The sequence below is a fragment of the Enterobacter cloacae complex sp. P6RS genome, from assembly GCF_014982245.1.
GTDB lineage: Bacteria > Pseudomonadota > Gammaproteobacteria > Enterobacterales > Enterobacteriaceae > Enterobacter > Enterobacter bugandensis.
The window spans coordinates 190778-213220 of the sequence record NZ_JADCLB010000015.1 but is presented as its reverse complement, the minus strand read 5'-3'; the positions used below and the strand labels follow the sequence as shown (position 1 = coordinate 213220).

The window sequence follows — 22443 nt, the reverse complement described above, 5'->3', positions numbered from 1 at the left end:
TGTTTTAATTTAGGTCATTAATAAATAAAAACAGATACATAATTAATATCTATAGCAGGCGCTGCATTAGCAGGATAAGTTTTTTAAATCGACAGGGAACATATTGTGCGAGCCGGCTAAATCTGTGGATTGACTTTGTTTTTGCCAGTGGCATGATGCGCACGAAATCTGAACTTCCTCACGGTTTTTAATCCATGACCACCTATACCCGGCCAGTGCTCCTGTTGCTCTGTGGCCTGCTTCTGTTGACCCTGGCGATCGCCGTGTTAAACACGCTCGTCCCGCTGTGGCTCGCCCATGAAAACTTACCGACCTGGCAGGTGGGTATGGTCAGCTCGTCCTTTTTTACCGGGAACCTGTTGGGCACATTATTAACCGGTAGCCTGATTAAGCGTTTTGGCTTTAATCGCAGCTATTATCTGGCCTCGCTGATTTTCGCTGCCGGGTGCGCCGGGCTGGGTCTGATGGTGGGCTTCTGGAGCTGGATGGCATGGCGCTTTATCGCCGGCGTCGGCTGCGCGATGATTTGGGTGGTGGTTGAAAGCGCGCTGATGTGTAGCGGTACCTCCCGCAACCGCGGACGTCTGCTGGCGGCCTATATGATGGTTTACTACGTCGGTACCGTTCTGGGTCAACTGATGGTCAGCAAACTGCCAACCGACCTGATGAGCGTGCTGCCGTGGGTAACCGGCATGGTGCTGGCCGCGATCCTGCCGCTGCTCTTTACGCGCATTGTGAACCAGAACAGCGAACATCAGGAAGCGACCCACGTCTGGCCGATGTTGAGACTTCGTCAGGCGCGTCTGGGCGTAAACGGCTGCATTATTTCGGGAATTGTACTGGGCTCGCTCTATGGCCTGATGCCGCTCTACCTGAATCATCAGGGCGTCAGCGATTCCGGAATTGGTTTCTGGATGGCGGTGATGGTCAGTGCGGGTATTGTGGGGCAATGGCCGATTGGCCGCCTGGCGGACCGTTTTGGTCGTCTGCTGGTGCTGCGCGTTCAGGTCTTCGTGGTGATCATGGGATGCCTTGCGATGCTCAGCAACGCCGCGATGGCACCTGCACTGTTTATTCTCGGGGCCGCAGGATTCACGCTTTACCCGGTCGCGATGGCGTGGGCCTGTGAGAAAGTAGAACATCACCAGCTCGTGGCAATGAACCAGGCGCTATTATTAAGCTATACCATCGGTAGCCTGCTGGGACCGACATTTACCGCGATGCTGATGCAGAATTATTCCGACAATTTGCTGTTTATCATGATTGCCAGCGTGTCGTTTATTTATCTCCTGATGCTGCTGCGCAAAGCGGGCGAGCATCCAACCCCTGTGGCGCACGCCTGATTAAATAAAAGCCTGTCGATGACAGGCTTTTTTGTCCCTGTCACATATAAGACTTTTACGCATTGTTTGTTTTCCCCGCCTGGCGATAATTCAAATGAGTTCTACCACAAAAGGCAACAATCATGTCTATACGTCGTTTTTCCACTACCGCACTTGCCGTAGTGTTGTCTTTAACGTTTGCAACGGCTCCGGTCATGGCTAATCCTGGAAACGGGAATGGCGGTGGTCATGGAAACAGTGGCGGACAAGGTAATGGCGGCAATCATGGTAACGGGAATTCTGGTAATTCCGGTAACCATGGTAATAAGCAAAATAGCGGAAAGGAAAACCCTGGAAAATCGGATAAGAGCTTCAAAAACAGCAAAGATGTCGGTAATGACGTCGACGCTCGCGTGAGCTTCGATCATGCCCGCCACCTGGCACTGAATTATGGCTTAACGGGCTATGAGTCTCTGCCTCCGGGGATTGCGAAAAACCTCGCACGCGGTAAACCGCTTCCTCCGGGCATTGCGAAGAAGACCGTACCAGCCTCTATGCTCGGCCAGCTTCCTTCCTACCCGGGCTATGAATGGCGCGTGGTCGGGGACGATCTGGTCTTAATTGCGTTGAGTACGGCGATTGTGACCTCCGTAATTAACGGCGTCTTTAAATAGAATATAAAAAGGCCCGGTTCTTACCGGGCCTTCTCTTTAATACATGACCTTGTGGCCGTACTGCTCAAGAATACCTTTCACGCGTTCCATCGTCTCTTTTTTCGGCGGCTTCACGCCATCAAGCTTGTACTCTTCGCCCATCGCCACCCATTTATGTTTACCCAGCTCGTGATAGGGCAGAAGCTCAATTTTCTCGACGTTGCCCATGTCGCGGGTAAATTCACCCAGGCGATGCGCGGAGTCATCGTCATCTGACCAGCCGGGAACAACAACGTAGCGGATCCAGGTTTTGATGCCTTTATCGGCGATGTATTTGGCAAACTCCAGCGTACGGTGGTTAGAAACGCCAACCAGATTCTGGTGGATCTCATCGTTCATCTGTTTGAGATCGAGCATCACCAGATCGGTCACGTCGAGCAGTTCATCAATGACCGGATCGTAGCGGCGCACAAAGCCGTTGGTGTCGAGACAGGTATGAATGCCTTCTTTATGGCAGGCGCGGAACCAGTCGCGGACAAACTCAGCCTGAAGAATAGCTTCACCGCCGGACGCGGTCACGCCACCGCCGGATGCGTTCATAAAGTGGCGGTAGGTCACCACCTCTTTCATCAGATCTTCCACGGTGACTTCTTTACCGCCGTGCGTGTCCCAGGTGTCGCGGTTATGGCAGTACAGGCAGCGCATCAGGCAGCCCTGGAAAAAGGTAATAAAGCGGATCCCTGGGCCATCGACGGTGCCACAGGATTCAAAGGAGTGAATGCGACCAATAGTTGACATTGCGGTGATATCTCCGAATTTGGCCCATCCGGGGGCCTGTGTAGTTGCACAGCTCAAAGGCTATGTCGAGTCTGTTTTGGCTGTTATCCATAAAGTATAGATAGCGGACAAAAGAGACTGGTGAAGCGAGGGTGTTAAAAAGGCCCCACTTGCGTGGAGCCTTTATTGTACGCTTTTTAACGCGTGATTTCAGTCAATTCCACTTACATGGACTGAGTGAAAGTACGGGTGATAACGTCCTGCTGCTGTTCTTTCGTCAGGGAGTTAAAACGTACTGCGTAGCCAGATACGCGGATGGTCAGCTGAGGATATTTCTCAGGATGTTCCATCGCGTCGAGCAGCATTTCACGGTTCATTACGTTCACGTTCAGGTGCTGACCACCTTCGATGGACGCTTCGTGGTGGAAGTAACCATCCATCAGACCCGCGAGGTTAGTTTTACGCACTTCGTCGTCTTTACCCAGCGCGTTTGGCACGATAGAGAAGGTGTAAGAGATACCATCTTTCGCGTAAGCAAACGGCAGTTTAGCAACGGAGGTCAGAGAAGCTACAGCACCTTTCTGGTCACGACCGTGCATTGGGTTAGCACCTGGGCCAAATGGCGCGCCAGCACGACGACCGTCTGGGGTGTTACCGGTTTTCTTACCATACACAACGTTAGAGGTGATGGTCAGAACAGACTGAGTCGGGATAGCGTTACGGTAGGTAGTGAGTTTCTGAATTTTCTTCATGAAACGTTCTACCAGGTCAACCGCCATGTCATCAACGCGAGCGTCGTTGTTACCAAACTGCGGATATTCGCCTTCGATTTCGAAGTCTACGGCCAGGCCGTCTTCGTCACGAATTGGTTTAACTTTCGCGTATTTGATTGCAGACAGGGAGTCAGCCGCAACGGACAGACCTGCGATACCACACGCCATGGTGCGGATAACGTCACGGTCGTGCAGCGCCATCAGAGAGGCTTCGTAGCTGTACTTGTCGTGCATGTAGTGGATAACGTTTAGCGCGGTCACGTACTGCTTAGCCAGCCAGTCCATGAAGTGGTCCATGCGCTCCATGACTTCGTCATAGTTCAGCACGTCGCCTTTGATTGGCTCAGACTTAGGACCAACCTGCATTTTCAGTTTTTCATCAACGCCGCCGTTGATAGCGTACAGCATGGTTTTCGCCAGGTTTGCACGCGCACCGAAGAACTGCATTTGTTTACCAACAACCATTGGGCTCACGCAGCAAGCGATAGCGTAGTCGTCGTTGTTGAAGTCCGGACGCATCAGGTCATCGTTCTCGTACTGCAGAGAAGAGGTATCGATGGACACTTTAGCGGCGAATTTCTTGAAGTTCAGAGGCAGTTTTTCAGACCACAGAACGGTGATGTTTGGCTCCGGAGAAGGACCCATGGTGTACAGGGTGTTCAGGAAGCGGAAGCTGTTTTTGGTTACCAGCGTACGGCCGTCAACGCCCATACCGCCGATTGATTCTGTTGCCCAGATTGGGTCACCAGAGAACAGCTCATCATATTCTGGGGTACGCAGGAAGCGAACCATACGCAGTTTCATGACCAGGTGGTCAATCATTTCCTGAGCGTCTTGCTCGGTGATTTTGCCTGCTTTCAGGTCACGTTCGATGTACGCATCAAGGAAGGTGGATACGCGGCCGAAGGACATTGCTGCACCGTTCTGAGACTTAACAGCGGCCAGGTAGCCGAAATAGGTCCACTGAATAGCTTCCTGAGCGTTGGTCGCAGGACCAGAGATATCGCAGCCGTATTTAGCCGCCATCTCTTTGATCTGACCCAGCGCGCGGTGCTGTTCAGCAATTTCTTCACGCAGACGGATAGTCGCTTCCAGGTTTACGCCGTTTTCCAGGTCAGACTGCAGGGAAACGAACTGCGCGTATTTGTCTTTCATCAGGAAGTCGATACCGTACAGCGCAACGCGACGGTAGTCACCGATGATACGGCCACGGCCATAGGCATCTGGCAGACCAGTCAGAACGCCAGATTTACGGCAGTTCAGAATGTCTTTGGTATAAACATCGAATACGCCCTGGTTATGGGTTTTGCGGTATTCGGTGAAGATTTTTTTCAGCATTGGGTCCAGCTCGCGGTTATACGCTTTGCATGAACCTTCAACCATTTTGATACCACCGAACGGGATGATGGCGCGTTTCAGTGGTGCTTCAGTCTGCAGACCAACAATTTTCTCAAGGGCTTTGTTGATGTAGCCAGCATCGTGAGAAGTGATGGTGGATGCAACGGAGGTGTCAAAATCAACTGGCGCGTGAGTGCGGTTTTCCAGTTTAACGCCTTCCATTACGCTGTCCCACAGCTTGGTGGTCGCGTCAGTTGCGCCAGCCAGGAAGGATTCGTCACCTTCATACGGGGTATAGTTTTTCTGAATGAAGTCACGGACGTTGACTTCATTCTGCCAGTCACCTTTCGCAAAACCTTCCCAGGCTGTGGCTAACTTTTCATTAAGCTCGGACATGTAACACCTACCTTCTTAAGTGGATTTTTTATTTACTGCCTGAGACAACCATTAATGATGGTCGCCGCCACGCAGGTAAATGACCCAGTATGTCAACCCAACTAACAGACCCCCACCGATAATGTTCCCGATAGTGACGGGGATCAGGTTATCAGTAATGAAATTCATAATAGTCAGGTGAGAGAAACTTTCCGGGGATGAACCAACTGCGGTCCAGAACTCCGGGCTTGCAAAGTTGCGGATAACAATCCCCATCGGGATCATGAACATATTCGCAATACTGTGCTCGAAGCCGCTGGCAACAAACATCGCAACCGGCAGAACCATAATCATGGCTTTATCCATCAGGCTACGGCCAGAGTAGCTCATCCAGACCGCCAGGCAGACCATCAGGTTTGCGAGGATGCCGAGAGCAACGGCTTCGATAAATGTGTGATGCATTTTGTGGTCAGCGGTTTGCAGGACATTAAGCCCCCAGCCACCGTTGGCGGTCATATACTCGCCAGAGAGCCACATCAACAGAACAAAGAGCAGACAGCCAATCAGGTTACCAACGTAGACGTTAAGCCAGTTGCGCGCCAGTTGACCCCAGGTAATTCTTCCGCTGGCTTTCGCCACAACAATCAGCACCGTTGAGGTGAAGAGGTCGGCGCCGCAAATGACGCAGAGAATCAGACCCAGTGAGAAGCAAATGCCGCCAATCAGTTTGGCCATGCCGAAAGGCATTCCGGCAGTACCGGTGGTGGCGGTGATGTAGAAGACGAAAGCGATAGAGATGAACACACCAGCGGTGATCGCCAGATAGAACGTCTTCATCGGGTGTTTCGTTGCTTTATAGACACCCGCTTCTTCGGCAACTTTTGCCATCGCGGCGGGGAGTAAAAGATCAAAAGGGTTGTCAGCTTTCACACTAACTCTCTCTTTATTTAGTCGGCGACGAGATACTAACAAAGCATTATAGAAGAGAAATTGATATAGATCATATCTCGCCTGGCTTATAGGCCCGCAGTATGTATGGTTTTACAACAAATGCGGAGTAAGTATTTGATTATCCGTATAAAAATAAATTTTAAAAGTTATGAAAAGAGTTGAATTTTTTCGTTCGGCCCCCTTCGAAACAGTTAATTAATATGGAGTATTTACCATAAAAAGTAACAACAAAGCCCAGGCAAATATTATTATATTTACCCGTGTTTAACTTTATTATTACAATCAACAATCATTGCCGAAGAGAATAAAAAACGGGGCAATGAAATTGCCCCGTAATATAGCCCAGACGATTGAATACGCCTACTGCCGTTAATGTTATATGCGTTTATTTTGACCAGTAAGCGGCTTTTGCTTTCTGCAGCTTTTCATAGGCCTTCAGCAGAGACTGATGCGCCGGGAAGGCTTTCAGATCGCTGTCAACCGCCTGCAGACCGTAGAACGGCTCTTCACCGCTCAGCGCCGCGCTGGCGGCTTCAACCGCTTCAGCACCGTACATACGTACGAAAGCGTTCAGGTACTGCAGTGGCTCACGATCGTCTTCCTGCGCAAGCAGCAGCAGGGTTTGCAGGCAGCGGTAATAGTTGGTGCGCTCGGCGGAGAAGACCGACTGGTTAAACTCCATGGTCCATTCTGTCCAGGCCAGAGCCTGATCCAGATCGCCGCCCGCGAGGGCCAGCATCGCTTTCAGTTCACCGATGCGCAGCGTGTACCAGCCGTTGTCTTTCCCGGTCGCCAGACCCAGCAACTCGCGCACGCGGGTAAAGTCATCGTGGCCTTCATCGTCCAGCTGGGCTATCAGGTTGAGATAATCTTCTTTTTCCCACTCGCTGCCCGGCAGGGAGAGTAGGGTTTCACGCAGGTGCGCGCCCATGCTGTTGTTTGCGAGCCACAGATCTTCCGCCGGGTAGATATCGGACATGCCAGGTACGATGATGCGGCACGCGTAAACGCCCAGGTGTTCGTAGTCGGCAATGTAGACTTCCTGATCTTCGGCGTCGAAGATTGCCATCAATGTAGCGAACTCTTCTTCGGTGGTACCGGCAAAGCTCCAGTCCACGAACGGATAGTCCGCGTCCTGCTTGAACATATCCCAGGAGATCAAACCGCTGGAGTCGATGAAGTGGGTTTCGAGGTTGGTGTGCTCGGCTACTTCTTCATCGTCAAACGTTGGCGGGGTGAATACGTCGAGATCTTTCAGGCTACGGCCCTGCAGCAGCTCGGTCACGGTACGCTCCAGCGCCACGCCGAAGTCAGGATGCGCGCCGAAGGAGGCGAAGCAGGTTCCGTTAGTCGGGTTAAACAGCACGACGCAGATAACCGGATATTTACCGCCCAGCGAGCCGTCATAGGCAAAGATTGGGAAACCTTCCGCTTCCAGCTTCGCGATGGATTCCACCACGCCCGGGTAGCGCGCCAGCACGTCAGCCGGGATCTCCGGCAGGCTGATGGATTCAGCGATGATGCGGTTTTTAATGTGACGCTCGAACACTTCAGACAGGCCCTGCACGCGCGCTTCATTGCGGGTGTTACCGGCGGACATACCGTTGGACACATACAGGTTGCCGACGATGTTCATCGGGATATAGACGGTCTGCTCGTCAGACTGACGGGTGAACGGCAGGGCGCAGATCCCACGCTCTTCATTCCCAGACTGCAGATCGATCAGCATGCTGGCGGTCAGTTCGTTTTCCGGATCGTAGAAGGCACGCAGACGGCCATCCAGAATGCCTTCCGGCAGTTCATCGTCTTCGGTCAGCGGGAACCATTTTTCGTTCGGATAGTGAACGAACGGGCCGTTGGCGATGGTTTCACCCAGCCAGAAGTCAGCGAAGAAATAGTTGGTGGACAGACGCTCAAAATACTCACCCAGCGCAGAGGCCAGTGCCGCTTTTTTCGTCGCACCTTTACCGTTGGTAAAGCAGAGCGCGCAGTCTTTGTCGCGAATGTGCACGGACCAGACGTGAGGCACCGGGTTCAGCCAGGAGGCTTCTTCGATGTTAAAGCCCAGGTCGGTCAGTTTCTGCTGGAAGCGAGCGATGGAATCTTCCAGAGCGGCGTCTTTGCCGGGGATAAACGTTTGAGTCATGGCGTTCACTTTTATCGTACGTAAAGCGCGCAATGATACGGGTTTTGCGTGACGGGTGCTATCTCCGGCGAAAATAAATGGCTGGGCTATGCTTAGTAGCAGTAACTGACTGTTAAGGCATAGAAAAATGAAAGCATTTGATCTCCAGCGGATGGCGTTTGATAAAGTTCCACCTGAATTTCTGGGCGAAGTGGCGCTGCGCAGCCTGTATACCTTCGTACTCGTCTTCCTGTTTCTCAAAATTACCGGCCGTCGTGGCGTTCGTCAGATGTCGCTGTTTGAAGTGCTGATCATCCTGACGCTGGGCTCGGCGGCGGGGGACGTAGCGTTTTATGACGACGTGCCGATGGTGCCGGTGTTTATCGTATTTGTTTCCCTCGCCTTGCTTTACCGGCTGGTGATGTGGCTGATGTCAAAAAGTGAAAAGCTGGAAGATCTGCTTGAAGGGAAACCGGTCGTTATTGTCGAGGACGGTCAACTGGCCTGGGAAAATGTGCAAAGCGCCAATATGACCGAGTTTGAGTTCTTCATGGAGCTGCGCCTGAATAGCGTTGAACAGCTCGGACAGGTGCGGCTGGCGATCATGGAAACCAATGGGCAAATCAGCGTCTATTACTATGCTGATGACGACGTTAAGCCCGGCCTGTGTATCCTGCCGGATATGTTAGTAGAACGGTTCAGGGTGATACCTGAAACCGGGGAGTATGCATGTATAAAATGTAGTCATGTTGTGGGGATGCATGCGGGCGATCATCAATTATGCCCTCGTTGTGCAAATCCGGAATGGACAAAGGTTAGCCGGGCTAAACGCCTCGTCTGACAGCGATTTTGTCGGTTTTGTGACGACGAGGCGGCAGATTGTTTTGTGTGACGAAGGGCACATTTCCCCGGTCATAAGTTTTAGACATTGCGGCGCGTGTCACTGAATGATAAAACCGATATCCACAGTTATAACTTATGGCTTTTAGCGTGGTGAGGAGAAATGGCTCAAGTTTTTAATTTCAGTTCAGGTCCGGCAATGTTACCGGCAGACGTACTCAAACAGGCTCAACAGGAGCTGTGTGACTGGAACGGTCTGGGTACGTCGGTGATGGAAATCAGCCACCGGGGTAAAGCGTTTATTCAGGTGGCGGAAGAGGCAGAAAAGGATTTTCGCGATCTGCTGAACATTCCCTCGAACTACAAAGTATTGTTCTGCCATGGCGGTGGACGCGGTCAGTTTGCGGGCATCCCGCTCAATCTGCTGGGCGACAAAACCACCGCTGATTACGTCGATGCCGGCTACTGGGCAGCCAGTGCGGTAAAAGAAGCGCACAAATACTGCACGCCGAACGTTATCGATGCCAAAGTGACCGTCGACGGTCTGCGCGCCGTGAAGCCGATGAGCGAGTGGCAGCTGTCTGACAACGCCGCGTATCTCCACTACTGCCCGAACGAAACCATCGACGGCATCGCCATTCACGAAGAGCCAGACTTTGGCGACAATGTCATTGTGACGGCGGACCTCTCTTCAACCATTCTGTCCACTCCGCTGGACGTCAGCCGCTACGGCGTCATTTACGCAGGTGCTCAGAAAAACATCGGCCCTGCTGGGCTGACTATTGTCATCGTCCGTGAAGACCTGCTGGGGAAAGCCCATAAGTCCTGCCCGTCAATTCTCGATTACACCGTCCTGAATGACAACGACTCCATGTTCAACACCCCACCTACGTTTGCCTGGTACCTCTCCGGCCTGGTCTTTAAATGGCTGAAGCAAAACGGCGGCGTGGCGCAGATGGACAAGATCAATCAGCAGAAAGCCGAACTGCTGTACGGCACGATCGACAAGAGCGATTTCTACCGTAACGATGTGGCGAAAGCGAACCGTTCCCGCATGAACGTACCGTTCCAGCTGGCAGACAGCAGCCTGGACAGCGTGTTCCTGGAAGAGTCGTTCGCGGCGGGTCTGCACGCGCTGAAAGGCCATCGTGTGGTTGGCGGGATGCGTGCTTCCATTTATAACGCCATGCCGCTGGAAGGGGTTAAAGCCCTGACCGATTTCATGATCGACTTCGAACGTCGTCACGGTTAATTTGCTGTTTTTCACCCCCGCAGCGTCCCTGCGGGGTTTTTATTATGTTGAGTTGAGAGTTTAGTTTTCATGGAATCCCTGACGTTACAACCTATCGCGCGGGTAGATGGCACCATCAATCTGCCTGGTTCAAAAAGTGTCTCGAACCGCGCTCTGCTGCTGGCAGCTCTGGCAAACGGCACCACCGTCCTCACCAACCTGCTGGACAGCGATGACGTGCGCCATATGCTCAATGCGCTGAAAGCGTTGGGCGTTCATTACACACTCTCTGACGATCGCAACCGCTGCGAAGTGACCGGCAACGGCGGCGCGCTGCAGGCGAGTGAGGAGCTTGAGCTGTTTCTGGGTAACGCGGGTACCGCGATGCGTCCGCTGGCGGCGTCCCTGTGCCTCGGGAGCAATGACATCGTGCTGACCGGCGAGCCGCGCATGAAGGAACGTCCGATCGGCCATCTGGTAGATGCCCTGCGTCAGGGCGGCGCGCAGATTGAGTATCTGGAGCAGGAAAATTACCCGCCACTGCGTCTGCGCGGGGGCTTTACCGGCGGTACCGTCGAGGTTGACGGCAGCGTCTCCAGCCAGTTCCTGACGGCGCTGCTAATGACCGCGCCGCTGGCCCCGCAGGATACGGTTATCACGATTAAAGGTGAGCTGGTCTCCAAACCGTATATTGATATTACGCTGCATCTGATGAAAACCTTCGGCGTTGAGGTTGAAAACCAGTCTTATCAGCGTTTCGTGGTTCGCGGCGCGCAGCAGTACCAGTCGCCGGGCAACTACCTGGTTGAAGGCGATGCTTCATCCGCATCCTATTTCCTTGCCGCTGGCGCGATTAAAGGCGGTACGGTAAAAGTGACCGGCATTGGCCGCAACAGCGTGCAGGGCGATATTCGTTTTGCTGACGTGCTGGAAAAAATGGGCGCGGTTGTCACCTGGGGGGATGATTTCATCTCCTGTACCCACGGTGAGCTGAACGCCATCGACATGGACATGAACCATATCCCGGATGCGGCGATGACCATTGCCACGGCGGCGCTGTTTGCCAAAGGCACCACCACGCTGCGCAACATCTATAACTGGCGCGTAAAAGAGACGGACCGCCTGTTCGCGATGGCAACCGAGTTGCGTAAAGTCGGCGCTGAGGTAGAAGAGGGCGAAGATTACATTCGCGTCACGCCGCCGGCAAAACTGAACTTTGCTGAAATCGGGACCTATAACGATCACCGTATGGCGATGTGTTTCTCGCTGGTGGCGCTGTCCGATACCCCTGTGACCATTCTCGATCCGAAATGTACGGCGAAAACCTTCCCGGACTATTTCGAACAGCTGGCGCGCATTAGCACCCTGGCATGATGAAGTCTTGCCGCATCACCTGATGCGGCATTTCCTTACGCTTCCTGACGATCTTTCCCGCTCATTTCTTCTACACTCTGCTTCTATCATTCCGTAATTTGCACGCAAAGGTAACAGTTGCGCACGTTGGCGCGTATAATGCGCGGCGTTCATGTTAACGGTATGCCTTATTTAAGGAGAAAAAGATGACGGCAGTTGCCCCGGTAATCACCATTGATGGGCCGAGTGGCGCAGGGAAAGGTACTCTGTGCAAAGCGATGGCGGAAGCATTGCAATGGCATCTTTTAGATTCGGGAGCAATCTATCGCGTGCTGGCGCTGGCTGCGCTGCATCATCACGTGGATGTCGCCTCTGAAGAAGCGCTGGTACCGCTGGCTGCGCATCTGGATGTGCGTTTTGTTTCTACCGATGGCAACCTGGAAGTGATCCTGGAAGGGGAAGACGTGAGCGGCGAAATCCGTACGCAGGAAGTCGCTAATGCGGCCTCCCAGGTGGCGGCTTTCCCACGCGTTCGTGAGGCGCTGCTGCGTCGCCAGCGAGCGTTTCGTGAAGCCCCGGGTCTGATCGCTGATGGACGCGACATGGGAACCGTGGTCTTCCCTGATGCGCCAGTAAAAATCTTCCTTGACGCCTCTTCGGAAGAACGTGCTCAACGCCGTATGCTTCAGTTGCAGGAAAAGGGGTTTAGTGTTAACTTTGATCGCCTTTTATCCGAGATAAAAGAGCGCGATGACCGCGATCGTAACCGCGCCGTCGCACCGCTTGTTCCTGCAGAAGATGCATTAGTTCTGGATTCAACCAGTTTAACTATTGAGCAAGTGATTGAAAAAGCGCTACAATATGCGCGCCAAAAACTGGCACACGCGTAATCGCGACCGATTTAGCAGTACCCCCGCTGCAATGGATTGACGGCGGGTATGTGAAACAACCCCATCCGGCACGGAGCCAGGTGGACGTTAATATTAACCTGAAGATTAAACATGACTGAATCTTTTGCTCAACTGTTTGAAGAATCCTTAAAAGAAATCGAAACCCGTCCGGGTTCCATCGTTCGCGGTGTTGTTGTTGCTATCGACAAAGACGTAGTACTGGTTGACGCCGGTCTGAAATCTGAGTCCGCCATTCCGGCTGAGCAGTTCAAAAACGCCCAGGGCGAGCTGGAAATCCAGGTTGGTGACGAAGTTGACGTTGCTCTGGACGCAGTAGAAGACGGCTTCGGCGAAACCCTGCTGTCTCGTGAGAAAGCTAAACGTCACGAAGCATGGATCACGCTGGAGAAAGCTTACGAAGAAGCTGAAACTGTGGTCGGTGTTATCAACGGCAAAGTTAAAGGTGGCTTCACTGTTGAGCTGAATGGTATTCGTGCGTTCCTGCCAGGTTCACTGGTAGACGTTCGTCCAGTCCGTGACACCCTGCACCTCGAAGGCAAAGAGCTTGAGTTCAAAGTAATCAAGCTGGACCAGAAGCGTAACAACGTTGTTGTTTCCCGTCGTGCCGTTATCGAATCCGAAAACAGCGCAGAACGCGATCAGCTGCTGGAAAACCTGCAGGAAGGCATGGAAGTCAAAGGTATCGTTAAGAACCTCACTGACTACGGCGCATTCGTTGACCTGGGCGGCGTTGATGGCCTGCTGCACATCACCGACATGGCGTGGAAACGCGTTAAGCACCCAAGCGAAATCGTGAACGTGGGCGACGAAATCACTGTTAAAGTGCTGAAGTTCGACCGCGAGCGTACTCGTGTATCCCTCGGCCTGAAACAGCTGGGCGAAGATCCATGGGTAGCTATCGCTAAGCGTTACCCAGAAGGTACTAAACTGACTGGTCGCGTAACCAACCTGACCGACTACGGCTGCTTCGTTGAAATCGAAGAAGGCGTTGAAGGCCTGGTGCACGTTTCCGAAATGGACTGGACCAACAAAAACATCCACCCATCCAAAGTTGTTAACGTTGGTGATGTAGTGGAAGTGATGGTTCTGGATATCGACGAAGAACGTCGTCGTATCTCCCTGGGCCTGAAGCAGTGCAAAAACAACCCATGGCAGCAGTTCGCGGAAACCCACAACAAGGGCGACCGTGTTGAAGGTAAAATCAAGTCTATCACTGACTTCGGTATCTTCATCGGCCTGGACGGCGGCATCGATGGCCTGGTTCACCTGTCTGACATCTCCTGGAACGTTGCAGGCGAAGAAGCAGTTCGTGAATACAAAAAAGGCGACGAAATCGCTGCAGTTGTTCTGCAGGTTGACGCAGAGCGTGAGCGTATCTCCCTGGGCGTTAAACAGCTCGCAGAAGATCCGTTCAACAACTGGGTTGCACTGAACAAGAAAGGCGCAATCGTAAACGGTAAAGTGACTGCAGTTGACGCTAAAGGCGCAACCGTAGAACTGGCTGACGGCGTTGAAGGTTACCTGCGCGCTTCTGAAGCTTCACGTGACCGCGTTGAAGATGCCACTCTGGTTCTGAACGTAGGCGACGACGTTGAAGCTAAGTTCACCGGTGTTGACCGTAAGAACCGTGCAATCAGCCTGTCTGTACGTGCTAAAGACGAAGCTGATGAGAAAGATGCAATCGCAACTGTTAACAAACAGGAAGATGCAAACTTCTCTAACAACGCAATGGCTGAAGCTTTCAAAGCAGCTAAAGGCGAGTAATATCAGGTTCTCAGCATCATTTGAGCTGTAACGCATTTACAGCGCGAAGGATGATGAGCAGACTTGACAGATTGCAGGATTCGTCCTGTAATCAATAACAAAGGGCGGCTACGGCCGCCCTTGTTTAATGAGCTGTTCAGCTAATTGGTTTGAAAGGAACCGGAGGAATCATGACCAAGTCAGAATTGATTGAAAGACTTGCCAGTCAGCAACCGCATATCCCTGCCAAGGCAGTGGAAGATGCCGTAAAAGAGATGCTGGAGCATATGGCCTCCACTCTTGCCCAGGGCGAGCGCATTGAAATCCGCGGTTTCGGTAGTTTTTCTCTGCACTATCGTGCTCCACGTACCGGGCGTAACCCGAAAACTGGTGATAAAGTCGAGCTGGAAGGGAAGTACGTTCCACACTTTAAGCCGGGTAAAGAACTGCGCGATCGCGCCAATATTTACGGCAACTGAGTTTAGCCAGCCGGTTAAACTGGGTTCGAAAGAAAGCACCTGCGGGTGCTTTTTTTGTCTCCGTCACTTTCATTCTGAAGGTGTCTCGCATTTTAAGTTGCATTTTCTGCAACGCGCTAAAAACCTTGCAGCGCTTGCTGTAGATTGCATTTTTCACACCTGACACCCCGCTCGATCTGCCCGCATACTGCCACCCAGAAACAGGGAGGTAGCAATGGGAATTCCCGCTTTAGGTATCTGCGCCATTCTGGCGATAGCCCCGTTACTCTGGTTACCTGAACTGCCATCGCGTTATACCATCTGGATAATGATGGCTGGCGGGGTTGCACTGGCCGCACGCCAAAACGTACGGCTGAAGTATGTGGGGTTGACGCTGCTATTTTGCGTGTGGGGCATTCTGGCCGCGCAAGAGAGCGTCTGGCCGATGCAGCATTTAACCGCAGGTGCCGTGCAGGCCGAGGTGGAGATCGCCGCGACTGATGGTGCCACTGTGCATCAGGGAAAAATACTCACCGTTGATGGCCAGCGCTGGTGGGCGTCAACGGGTGTAACGCTTTATGGTCATTATCTGCCGCAGAAAGCGTGTGCCGGTCAGCGCTGGGCGATGACGCTCCGGCTCAGGCCTGTACACGGCGAACTGAACGACGGAGGGTACGACCCCCAGCGCAGCGCTATTGCCCGCCATCAAACGCTAAGTGGGCGTTTTACCCATGCAGAACTCATCGATGGACGCTGCAGCCTGCGAGCACAATACCTTACATCGCTGCAAAACCGACTTTCAGTTTATCGCTGGGGCGCGGTTATCCTCGGGCTGGGCATGGGAGAACGTCTGGATGTCCCCAGGGAAATAAAAGACCTGATGCGTGAAACCGGCACGCTGCATCTGATGGCGATTTCGGGTCTGCATATCGCGCTGGCGGCCTCCATCGTCTGGTTTCTTGTGCGCGGGCTTCAGTTTTTATTACCTTGCCATCGGGTCAACTGGCAAATGCCTCTGCTGGCAGGGTTATTCTTTGCTGCTTTCTACGCCTGGCTGACCGGTCTGCAACCGCCCGCGCTACGCACGGTCATCGCACTTTCTGTGCTGGCGGCGCTGCGGATCGGTTCCCGGCAATGGTCTCCATGGCAGGTGTGGATCTGCTGTGTCGCGGCGATCCTGATAAGCGATCCCTTAGCCATACTTTCGCAGAGTCTGCTTTTGTCTGCATTTGCCGTCGCCGCGCTGATTTTCTGGTTTCAGTGGTTGCCGCTTCCTCACTGGCAGTGGGCTCGCCGGATACGTCCGCTGCTGAACCTGGTCTATCTGCAGGTCGGCATGCTGTTACTTCTCATGCCGCTACAGGTTCTGATTTTCCACGGCTTTAGCATTTCTTCGTTGATCGCCAACTTCCTTGCTGTTCCGTTGGTGACGTTTGTCTGCGTACCGCTGATTTTACTCGGCATGCTGCTCCATCTGCTGCCGCTGGCGGGGCTGGAAAGCGGCATCTGGTATGCAGCCGATAAGACGCTTGCCGGGTTGTTCTGGTTGCTAATGCGCCTACCAGACGGCTGGCAGAGTGTGGACCAGCGCTGGCAGTACATGACGTTACTGCCGTGGCTTATCCTCATCGGCTGGCGTTTCCGTGCCTGGAAAACCGTTCCTGCCGTTTGTCTGGTGGGAAGTATCTTACTGGCTTCTCCCCTCTGGCGAGCGGCGAAAAGCGACGCCTGGACGCTCCATATGCTGGACGTGGGGCAGGGGCTGGCAATGGTTATTGAACGACAGGGAAAAGCCATTCTTTACGATACCGGGCTTGCCTGGCCGGGCGGGGATAGTGCACAGCGGTTAATTATTCCATGGCTGCGCTGGCATCATCTGCAGCCGGAAGGCGTTATTCTCAGCCATGAGCATCTCGACCATGCGGGAGGCCTTGTATCGCTGCAAAAAACATGGCCCGAAATGTGGGTAAGAAGTCCGTTGCACCAGACTGGGCATCGTCCCTGCTTTCGCGGGCAAAGATGGCAATGGCAGGGGTTAACGTTCACCGTCCACTGGCCCACTGAAAATTATCCGGCTCAGGGTAACAATCACTCCTGCGTGGTAAAAATTGACGACGGCGAGCAGAGCGTTCTGCTGACGGGAGACATTGAAGCACAGGCAGAACAGGCTATGCTTAGCCATTACTGGCAGCATCTAACGTCCACCCTCATACAGGTACCTCATCACGGCAGCAATACCTCGTCTTCATTGCCGCTGGTACAGCGCCTGGAAGGGGAGATTGCGCTGGATTCAGCGGCCCGCTATAACGCATGGCGATTCCCGTCGGCTAAAGTCGTCCGGCGCTATCGAAAAGAGGGATATATCTGGCACGATACCCCCCATTCCGGGCAAATATCGGTGACATTTTCGCACCATCGCTGGCAAATCCGGCGCGTGCGGGATCAATTTTTACCCCCCTGGTATCATCAGTGGTTTGGCGCGCCCGTAGATAACGGGTAGAATATGCGGCTATTTCAACAAATGCTGGTTTTTTGAATGCATAACGACAAAGATCTCTCCACGTGGCAAACCTTCCGCCGACTCTGGCCGATGATTGCACCCTTTAAAGCAGGCCTGATCGTGGCGGGTGTAGCGTTAATCCTCAACGCAGCCAGCGATACTTTTATGTTATCGCTCCTCAAACCGTTACTGGACGACGGTTTTGGTAAAACGGATCGCTCAGTGCTGCTATGGATGCCCCTGGTGGTCATCGGGCTGATGATCTTACGTGGTATCACCAGCTATATCTCCAGCTACTGCATCTCCTGGGTATCCGGGAAAGTGGTTATGACCATGCGCCGTCGTCTGTTCAGCCACATGATGGGCATGCCGGTCTCATTCTTTGACAAGCAATCCACCGGGACGCTGCTGTCTCGTATTACCTACGATTCAGAGCAGGTTGCCTCCTCCTCTTCAAGCGCGCTGATTACCGTCGTGCGCGAAGGGGCGTCGATCATCGGTCTGTTTGCAATGATGTTCTATTACAGCTGGCAGCTGTCGCTGATCCTTATCGTGCTGGCACCGGTCGTGTCCATTGCTATCCGCGTCGTCTCAAAGCGCTTCCGCAATATCAGTAAGAATATGCAGAACACCATGGGGCAGGTGACGACCAGCGCAGAACAGATGCTGAAAGGGCACAAAGAAGTGTTGATCTTCGGCGGTCAGGAAGTTGAAACCAAACGCTTTGACAAAGTCAGCAACAAAATGCGTCTGCAGGGGATGAAGATGGTCTCGGCCTCTTCCATCTCTGACCCGATCATTCAGCTGATTGCCTCACTGGCGCTGGCGTTCGTTCTTTATGCGGCAAGCTTCCCGAGCGTAATGGAGACGCTGACGGCGGGTACTATCACCGTAGTCTTCTCCTCGATGATTGCCCTGATGCGCCCGCTGAAATCCCTGACGAACGTGAACGCCCAGTTCCAGCGCGGGATGGCCGCCTGCCAGACGCTGTTCAGCATTCTGGATTCTGAACAGGAAAAAGACGAAGGTACACGCGAGGTAGAGCGCGCGCGTGGCGACGTGGAGTTCCGTAACGTGACCTTCACCTATCCAGGCCGCGAAACGCCGGCTCTGCGCAATATCAACCTGACGATTCCGGCAGGTAAAACCGTTGCGCTGGTAGGCCGCTCCGGCTCCGGTAAATCCACTATTGCGAGCCTCATCACTCGTTTCTACGATATTAACGAAGGTGAGATCCTGCTGGATGGTCACGACCTGCGGGAGTACACCCTGCAGTCGCTGCGTAACCAGGTTGCGCTGGTTTCTCAGAACGTGCATCTCTTCAACGATACGGTTGCCAACAACATTGCTTATGCGCGCACTGACGAGTACAGCCGCGAGCAGATTGAGAACGCAGCGCGTATGGCGTATGCAATGGACTTTATCAACAAGATGGATAACGGTCTGGATACGATCATCGGTGAAAACGGGGTACTGCTCTCCGGCGGTCAGCGCCAGCGTATCGCCATTGCGCGCGCGCTGCTGCGCGATAGCCCGATACTGATCCTGGACGAAGCAACCTCTGCACTGGATACGGAATCTGAACGCGCGATTCAGTCGGCGCTGGATGAACTGCAAAAGAACCGTACGTCGCTGGTGATTGCGCACCGTCTGTCCACTATTGAGCAGGCAGATGAGATCGTCGTGGTTGAGGACGGCATCATTGTTGAACGCGGAAGCCATGCCGATCTGCTGGAACATCGTGGCGTTTACGCCCAGCTTCATAAGATGCAGTTCGGCGAATGATTGCACGCATCTGGTCCGGTGAATCCCCGCTGTGGCTGCTGCTTTTGCCGCTCTCCTGGCTGTACGGCCTGGTGAGCGGCATTATTCGCCTGTTTTACCGTCTGGGGATCAAGCGTGCCTGGCGCGCGCCGGTTCCGGTAGTCGTGGTGGGTAACCTCACGGCGGGCGGCAACGGCAAAACGCCAGTGGTGATCTGGCTGGTGGAGCAGTTGCAAAAACGCGGCATCCGCCCCGGCGTGGTGTCGCGTGGGTATGGTGGTAAAGCGGCGCACTACCCATTGCTGCTGTCGGCGGAAACCACGACCGCAGAAGCGGGTGATGAGCCAGTATTGATTTTCCAGCGTACCGGTGCGCCGGTTGCGGTCTCCCCGGTGCGCAGCGACGCCGTGCAGGCGCTGCTTGCCGGGCATGCAGTACAAATCATTATTACTGACGATGGCCTGCAGCATTACGCTCTGGCGCGTGATAAAGAGATTGTAGTTATCGACGGCGTTCGTCGTTTCGGCAACGGCTGGTGGCTGCCCGCTGGCCCCATGCGTGAACGCGCTTCGCGTCTGAAGTCCGTTGATGCGGTGATTGTTAACGGCGGTGAAGCAAAGTCGGGTGAAATTCCTATGCGTCTGTTACCGGGAATGGCGGTCAACCTGGTGACGGGTGAACGCCGGGCGGTTGCAGAACTGCCTTCGCTGGTGGCAATGGCGGGTATTGGTCATCCGCCGCGCTTCTTCGCGACGCTGGAGCAGTGTGGCGCCCGGCTGGAAAAACGCGTTCCGCTGGCTGACCATCAGGCGCTGGCGGCAGAGCAGGTTGAGACGCTTACCGCGCCTGGCCAGACGCTCATTATGACCGAAAAAGATGCGGTGAAATGCCGTGCCTTTGCCAAAGAAAACTGGTGGTATCTGCCGGTTGACGCTGAACTCAGCGGCGAACAGCCGGAACAATTGCTTAAGGAACTGATTGCGTTGGTGCAGTAGAGGCTTACGCGGTTCTGGTGGCGCTTTGACTGACAGGAAAACGCATGTCTTTACCGCAACTCTCGCTTTCAGCCGCACGTCATTTACACCTTGCCGCGCAGGGGCTGCTCAAAAAGCCCCGTCGCCGCGCGCAGCTTGCCGATATCCTCTCTACCGTCCAGCGCATGTCGCTGCTCCAAATCGACACCATTAACATTGTCGCCCGTAGCCCTTACCTGGTGCTGTTTAGCCGCCTGGGGAGTTATCCTCCGCAGTGGCTCGATGAGGCGCTCTCCAAAGGGGAGCTGATGGAGTACTGGGCTCACGAAGCCTGCTTCCTGCCCCGCAGCGATTTCGCCCTGGTGCGTCACCGTATGCTTGCTCCGGAAAAGATGGGATGGAAATACCGGCAGGCGTGGATGGAGGAACATGAGGCCGAAATAGAGCAGCTTATCAGCCATATTCAAAAAAACGGCCCCGTTCGATCCGCCGATTTTGAACATCCGCGCAAAGGTGCAGGCGGATGGTGGGAGTGGAAGCCGCACAAGCGTCATCTTGAAGGGTTGTTCACGTCAGGCAAAGTCATGGTCATTGAACGGCGTAATTTTCAGCGCGTTTATGATCTGACGCATCGCGTGATGCCTCACTGGGACGACGAGCGGGATCTGCTTACCCAGGAGGTGGCCGAGGCCAGCATGCTGGAGAACAGCGCCCGCAGCCTGGGCATTTTCCGTCCGCAATGGCTGGCAGACTATTACCGCCTCCGTCAGCCCGCTCTGAAGCCTCTGCTGGACACGTGGCAACGCGAGAAGCGCGTCATTCCCGTTACCGTGGAAACGCTGGGCGAAATGTGGCTGCACGCGGAACTCCTCCCGTTATTGCCTCAGGCCCTGGAGGGCAAACTTCAGGCGACCCACAGCGCGGTATTGTCGCCGTTCGACCCGGTTGTCTGGGACAGAAAACGCGCCGAGCAGCTGTTTGACTTCAGCTACCGGCTGGAATGCTATACCCCGGCGCCAAAGCGGCAATACGGCTACTTTGTTTTACCGCTGCTGCACAAGGGACAACTGGTCGGGCGCATGGATGCCAAAATGCACCGCAAGACCGGCACGCTTGAAGTCATTGCCCTTTATCTGCAAGAGGGCATCAGGGTCACGGCGAGCCTGGAAAAAGGGTTAACGTCCGCCATTAGCGAGTTCGCGCGCTGGCAGGAGGCTCGCGACGTAACGCTTGGCCGGGTACCTGACGGGTTATTCACATCCTGTCGAAGTGGCTGGGAAACAGGCACGCCCTGAAAAGGGAATGTGTTAAGCTTTAGCGATTACCCATACGGAGGAACTATGGATCACCGTTTACTTGAAATTATTGCCTGCCCGGTATGCAACGGCAAACTCTACTACAGCCAGGACAAACAGGAGCTGATCTGCAAGCTGGACAGTCTGGCCTTCCCGCTGCGTGACGGCATTCCGGTACTGCTGGAAAATGAAGCCCGTTCCCTGGTGGCAGAAGAGAGCAAACCATGAGTTTTGTTGTCATTATTCCTGCACGTTATGCCTCAACGCGTCTGCCGGGTAAACCGCTGGTAGATATCAACGGCAAGCCGATGATTGTGCATGTCCTTGAGCGGGCGCGTGAGTCCGGTGCCGACCGCATTATCGTTGCAACCGATCATCCTGATGTCGCCCGTGCGGTTGAGGCCGCAGGCGGTGAGGTGTGCATGACCCGCGCCGATCACCAGTCCGGCACCGAGCGTCTGGCGGAAGTGGTTGAGAAATGTGGTTTCAGTGACGATACGGTCATCGTCAACGTGCAGGGCGACGAGCCGATGATCCCGGCCGTTATTATCCGTCAGGTGGCGGAAAACCTGGCGCAGCGTCAGGTCGGTATGGCGACGCTCGCGGTGCCTATTCACCACGCTGAAGAGGCATTCAATCCGAATGCGGTGAAGGTGGTGATGGATGCCGAAGGCTATGCGCTCTATTTCTCCCGCGCTACGATTCCGTGGGATCGCGATCGCTTTGCGCTCTCTAAAGAGACCATCGGTGATTCTTTCCTGCGTCATATTGGGATCTACGGCTATCGCGCCGGCTTTATTCGCCGCTATGTAGCCTGGGCGCCGAGCCCGCTGGAGCATATCGAAATGCTGGAGCAGCTTCGCGTGCTCTGGTATGGCGAAAAAATCCACGTTGCCGTTGCCCGCGAAGTACCGGGAACAGGCGTTGATACGCCGGAAGATCTTGAGCGCGTCCGCGCCGAGTTGCGCTAATCCCGCCTGCATCCCTCCTTTCGGAGGGATGTCCTCTCCCCGCAAATTCCCCTTTCTTTACCCTAATTGATCTCTTCCGGGTGACATCT

At 54.0% G+C, this 22443-nt stretch carries 18 protein-coding genes; 14 read left to right on the top strand and 4 right to left on the bottom strand.

Going from position 1 to position 22443, the window contains the following annotated elements; genetic code table 11:
* The first annotated feature begins 194 nt into the window (after positions 1-194).
* Positions 195-1343 (top strand): MFS transporter, encoded by a 1149-nt coding sequence (locus INF73_RS09635; RefSeq protein ID WP_045261768.1) that lies wholly within the window; start codon positions 195-197, stop codon positions 1341-1343.
* 122 nt (positions 1344-1465) lie between these two features.
* On the top strand, positions 1466-1996 hold the full coding sequence (locus INF73_RS09630; RefSeq protein ID WP_047368209.1) for an anti-virulence regulator CigR family protein: 531 nt from the start codon (positions 1466-1468) through the stop codon (positions 1994-1996).
* Between the two features lie 36 nt (positions 1997-2032).
* On the opposite strand, the gene pflA is transcribed toward INF73_RS09630, so the two are convergent.
* From pflA to ycaO, 4 genes are all read right to left on the bottom strand, one after another.
* A complete protein-coding gene (gene pflA / locus INF73_RS09625; RefSeq protein WP_028012563.1) occupies positions 2033-2773 on the bottom strand; it encodes a pyruvate formate lyase 1-activating protein in 741 nt (246 codons plus the stop codon).
* A 203-nt stretch (positions 2774-2976) separates the two neighbouring features.
* A complete protein-coding gene (pflB, locus tag INF73_RS09620) occupies positions 2977-5259 on the bottom strand; it encodes a formate C-acetyltransferase (RefSeq protein ID WP_023338210.1) in 2283 nt (760 codons plus the stop codon).
* A 51-nt stretch (positions 5260-5310) separates the two neighbouring features.
* On the bottom strand, positions 5311-6168 hold the full coding sequence (gene focA, locus INF73_RS09615) for a formate transporter FocA (protein WP_028012564.1): 858 nt from the start codon (positions 6166-6168) through the stop codon (positions 5311-5313).
* A 406-nt stretch (positions 6169-6574) separates the two neighbouring features.
* Positions 6575-8335: a 30S ribosomal protein S12 methylthiotransferase accessory factor YcaO gene (ycaO, locus tag INF73_RS09610; protein ID WP_049136587.1), complete on the bottom strand. Its 1761-nt coding sequence runs from the start codon at positions 8333-8335 to the stop codon at positions 6575-6577.
* A gap of 127 nt (positions 8336-8462) precedes the next feature.
* On the opposite strand from ycaO, the gene INF73_RS09605 reads away from it, so the two are divergent.
* The 12 genes from INF73_RS09605 (at position 8463) to kdsB (ending at position 22354) form a co-directional block, all read left to right on the top strand.
* Positions 8463-9155, top strand: a complete 693-nt coding sequence (locus INF73_RS09605) for a DUF421 domain-containing protein (protein ID WP_028012566.1) — start codon at positions 8463-8465, stop codon at positions 9153-9155.
* 162 nt (positions 9156-9317) lie between these two features.
* Positions 9318-10406, top strand: coding sequence for a 3-phosphoserine/phosphohydroxythreonine transaminase (gene serC / locus INF73_RS09600; protein WP_063449166.1), 1089 nt, complete (start codon positions 9318-9320; stop codon positions 10404-10406).
* A 69-nt stretch (positions 10407-10475) separates the two neighbouring features.
* Complete coding sequence (aroA, locus tag INF73_RS09595; protein ID WP_193540380.1) at positions 10476-11759, top strand: 3-phosphoshikimate 1-carboxyvinyltransferase; 1284 nt, start codon at positions 10476-10478, stop codon at positions 11757-11759.
* A 185-nt stretch (positions 11760-11944) separates the two neighbouring features.
* The gene (cmk, locus tag INF73_RS09590; RefSeq protein ID WP_193540382.1) at positions 11945-12628 is read left to right on the top strand and encodes a (d)CMP kinase; all 684 of its coding nucleotides are present in this window, start codon (positions 11945-11947) and stop codon (positions 12626-12628) included.
* 111 nt (positions 12629-12739) lie between these two features.
* On the top strand, positions 12740-14413 hold the full coding sequence (gene rpsA, locus INF73_RS09585; RefSeq protein ID WP_008499966.1) for a 30S ribosomal protein S1: 1674 nt from the start codon (positions 12740-12742) through the stop codon (positions 14411-14413).
* 170 nt (positions 14414-14583) lie between these two features.
* A complete protein-coding gene (ihfB, locus tag INF73_RS09580) occupies positions 14584-14871 on the top strand; it encodes an integration host factor subunit beta (RefSeq protein WP_008499965.1) in 288 nt (95 codons plus the stop codon).
* Positions 14872-15085: 214 nt separating this feature from the next.
* Positions 15086-17350, top strand: coding sequence for a ComEC family protein (locus tag INF73_RS09575; protein WP_193540384.1), 2265 nt, complete (start codon positions 15086-15088; stop codon positions 17348-17350).
* A gap of 36 nt (positions 17351-17386) precedes the next feature.
* Positions 17387-19135 carry a lipid A ABC transporter ATP-binding protein/permease MsbA gene (msbA, locus tag INF73_RS09570; protein ID WP_028012570.1) on the top strand — a complete coding sequence of 583 codons (1749 nt, stop codon included), beginning with the start codon at positions 17387-17389 and terminating at the stop codon, positions 19133-19135.
* On the top strand, positions 19132-20109 hold the full coding sequence (gene lpxK, locus INF73_RS09565) for a tetraacyldisaccharide 4'-kinase (RefSeq protein WP_193066715.1): 978 nt from the start codon (positions 19132-19134) through the stop codon (positions 20107-20109). Before msbA ends, lpxK begins: the two co-directional genes overlap by 4 nt.
* Before the next feature lie 44 nt (positions 20110-20153).
* On the top strand, positions 20154-21383 hold the full coding sequence (locus INF73_RS09560) for a winged helix-turn-helix domain-containing protein (protein ID WP_193066714.1): 1230 nt from the start codon (positions 20154-20156) through the stop codon (positions 21381-21383).
* A gap of 45 nt (positions 21384-21428) precedes the next feature.
* The gene (gene ycaR, locus INF73_RS09555) at positions 21429-21611 is read left to right on the top strand and encodes a protein YcaR (RefSeq protein ID WP_006174474.1); all 183 of its coding nucleotides are present in this window, start codon (positions 21429-21431) and stop codon (positions 21609-21611) included.
* Positions 21608-22354, top strand: coding sequence for a 3-deoxy-manno-octulosonate cytidylyltransferase (gene kdsB, locus INF73_RS09550; RefSeq protein ID WP_028012573.1), 747 nt, complete (start codon positions 21608-21610; stop codon positions 22352-22354). The genes ycaR and kdsB overlap by 4 nt, the downstream gene beginning before the upstream one ends.
* The last annotated feature ends 89 nt before the right edge of the window (positions 22355-22443 follow it).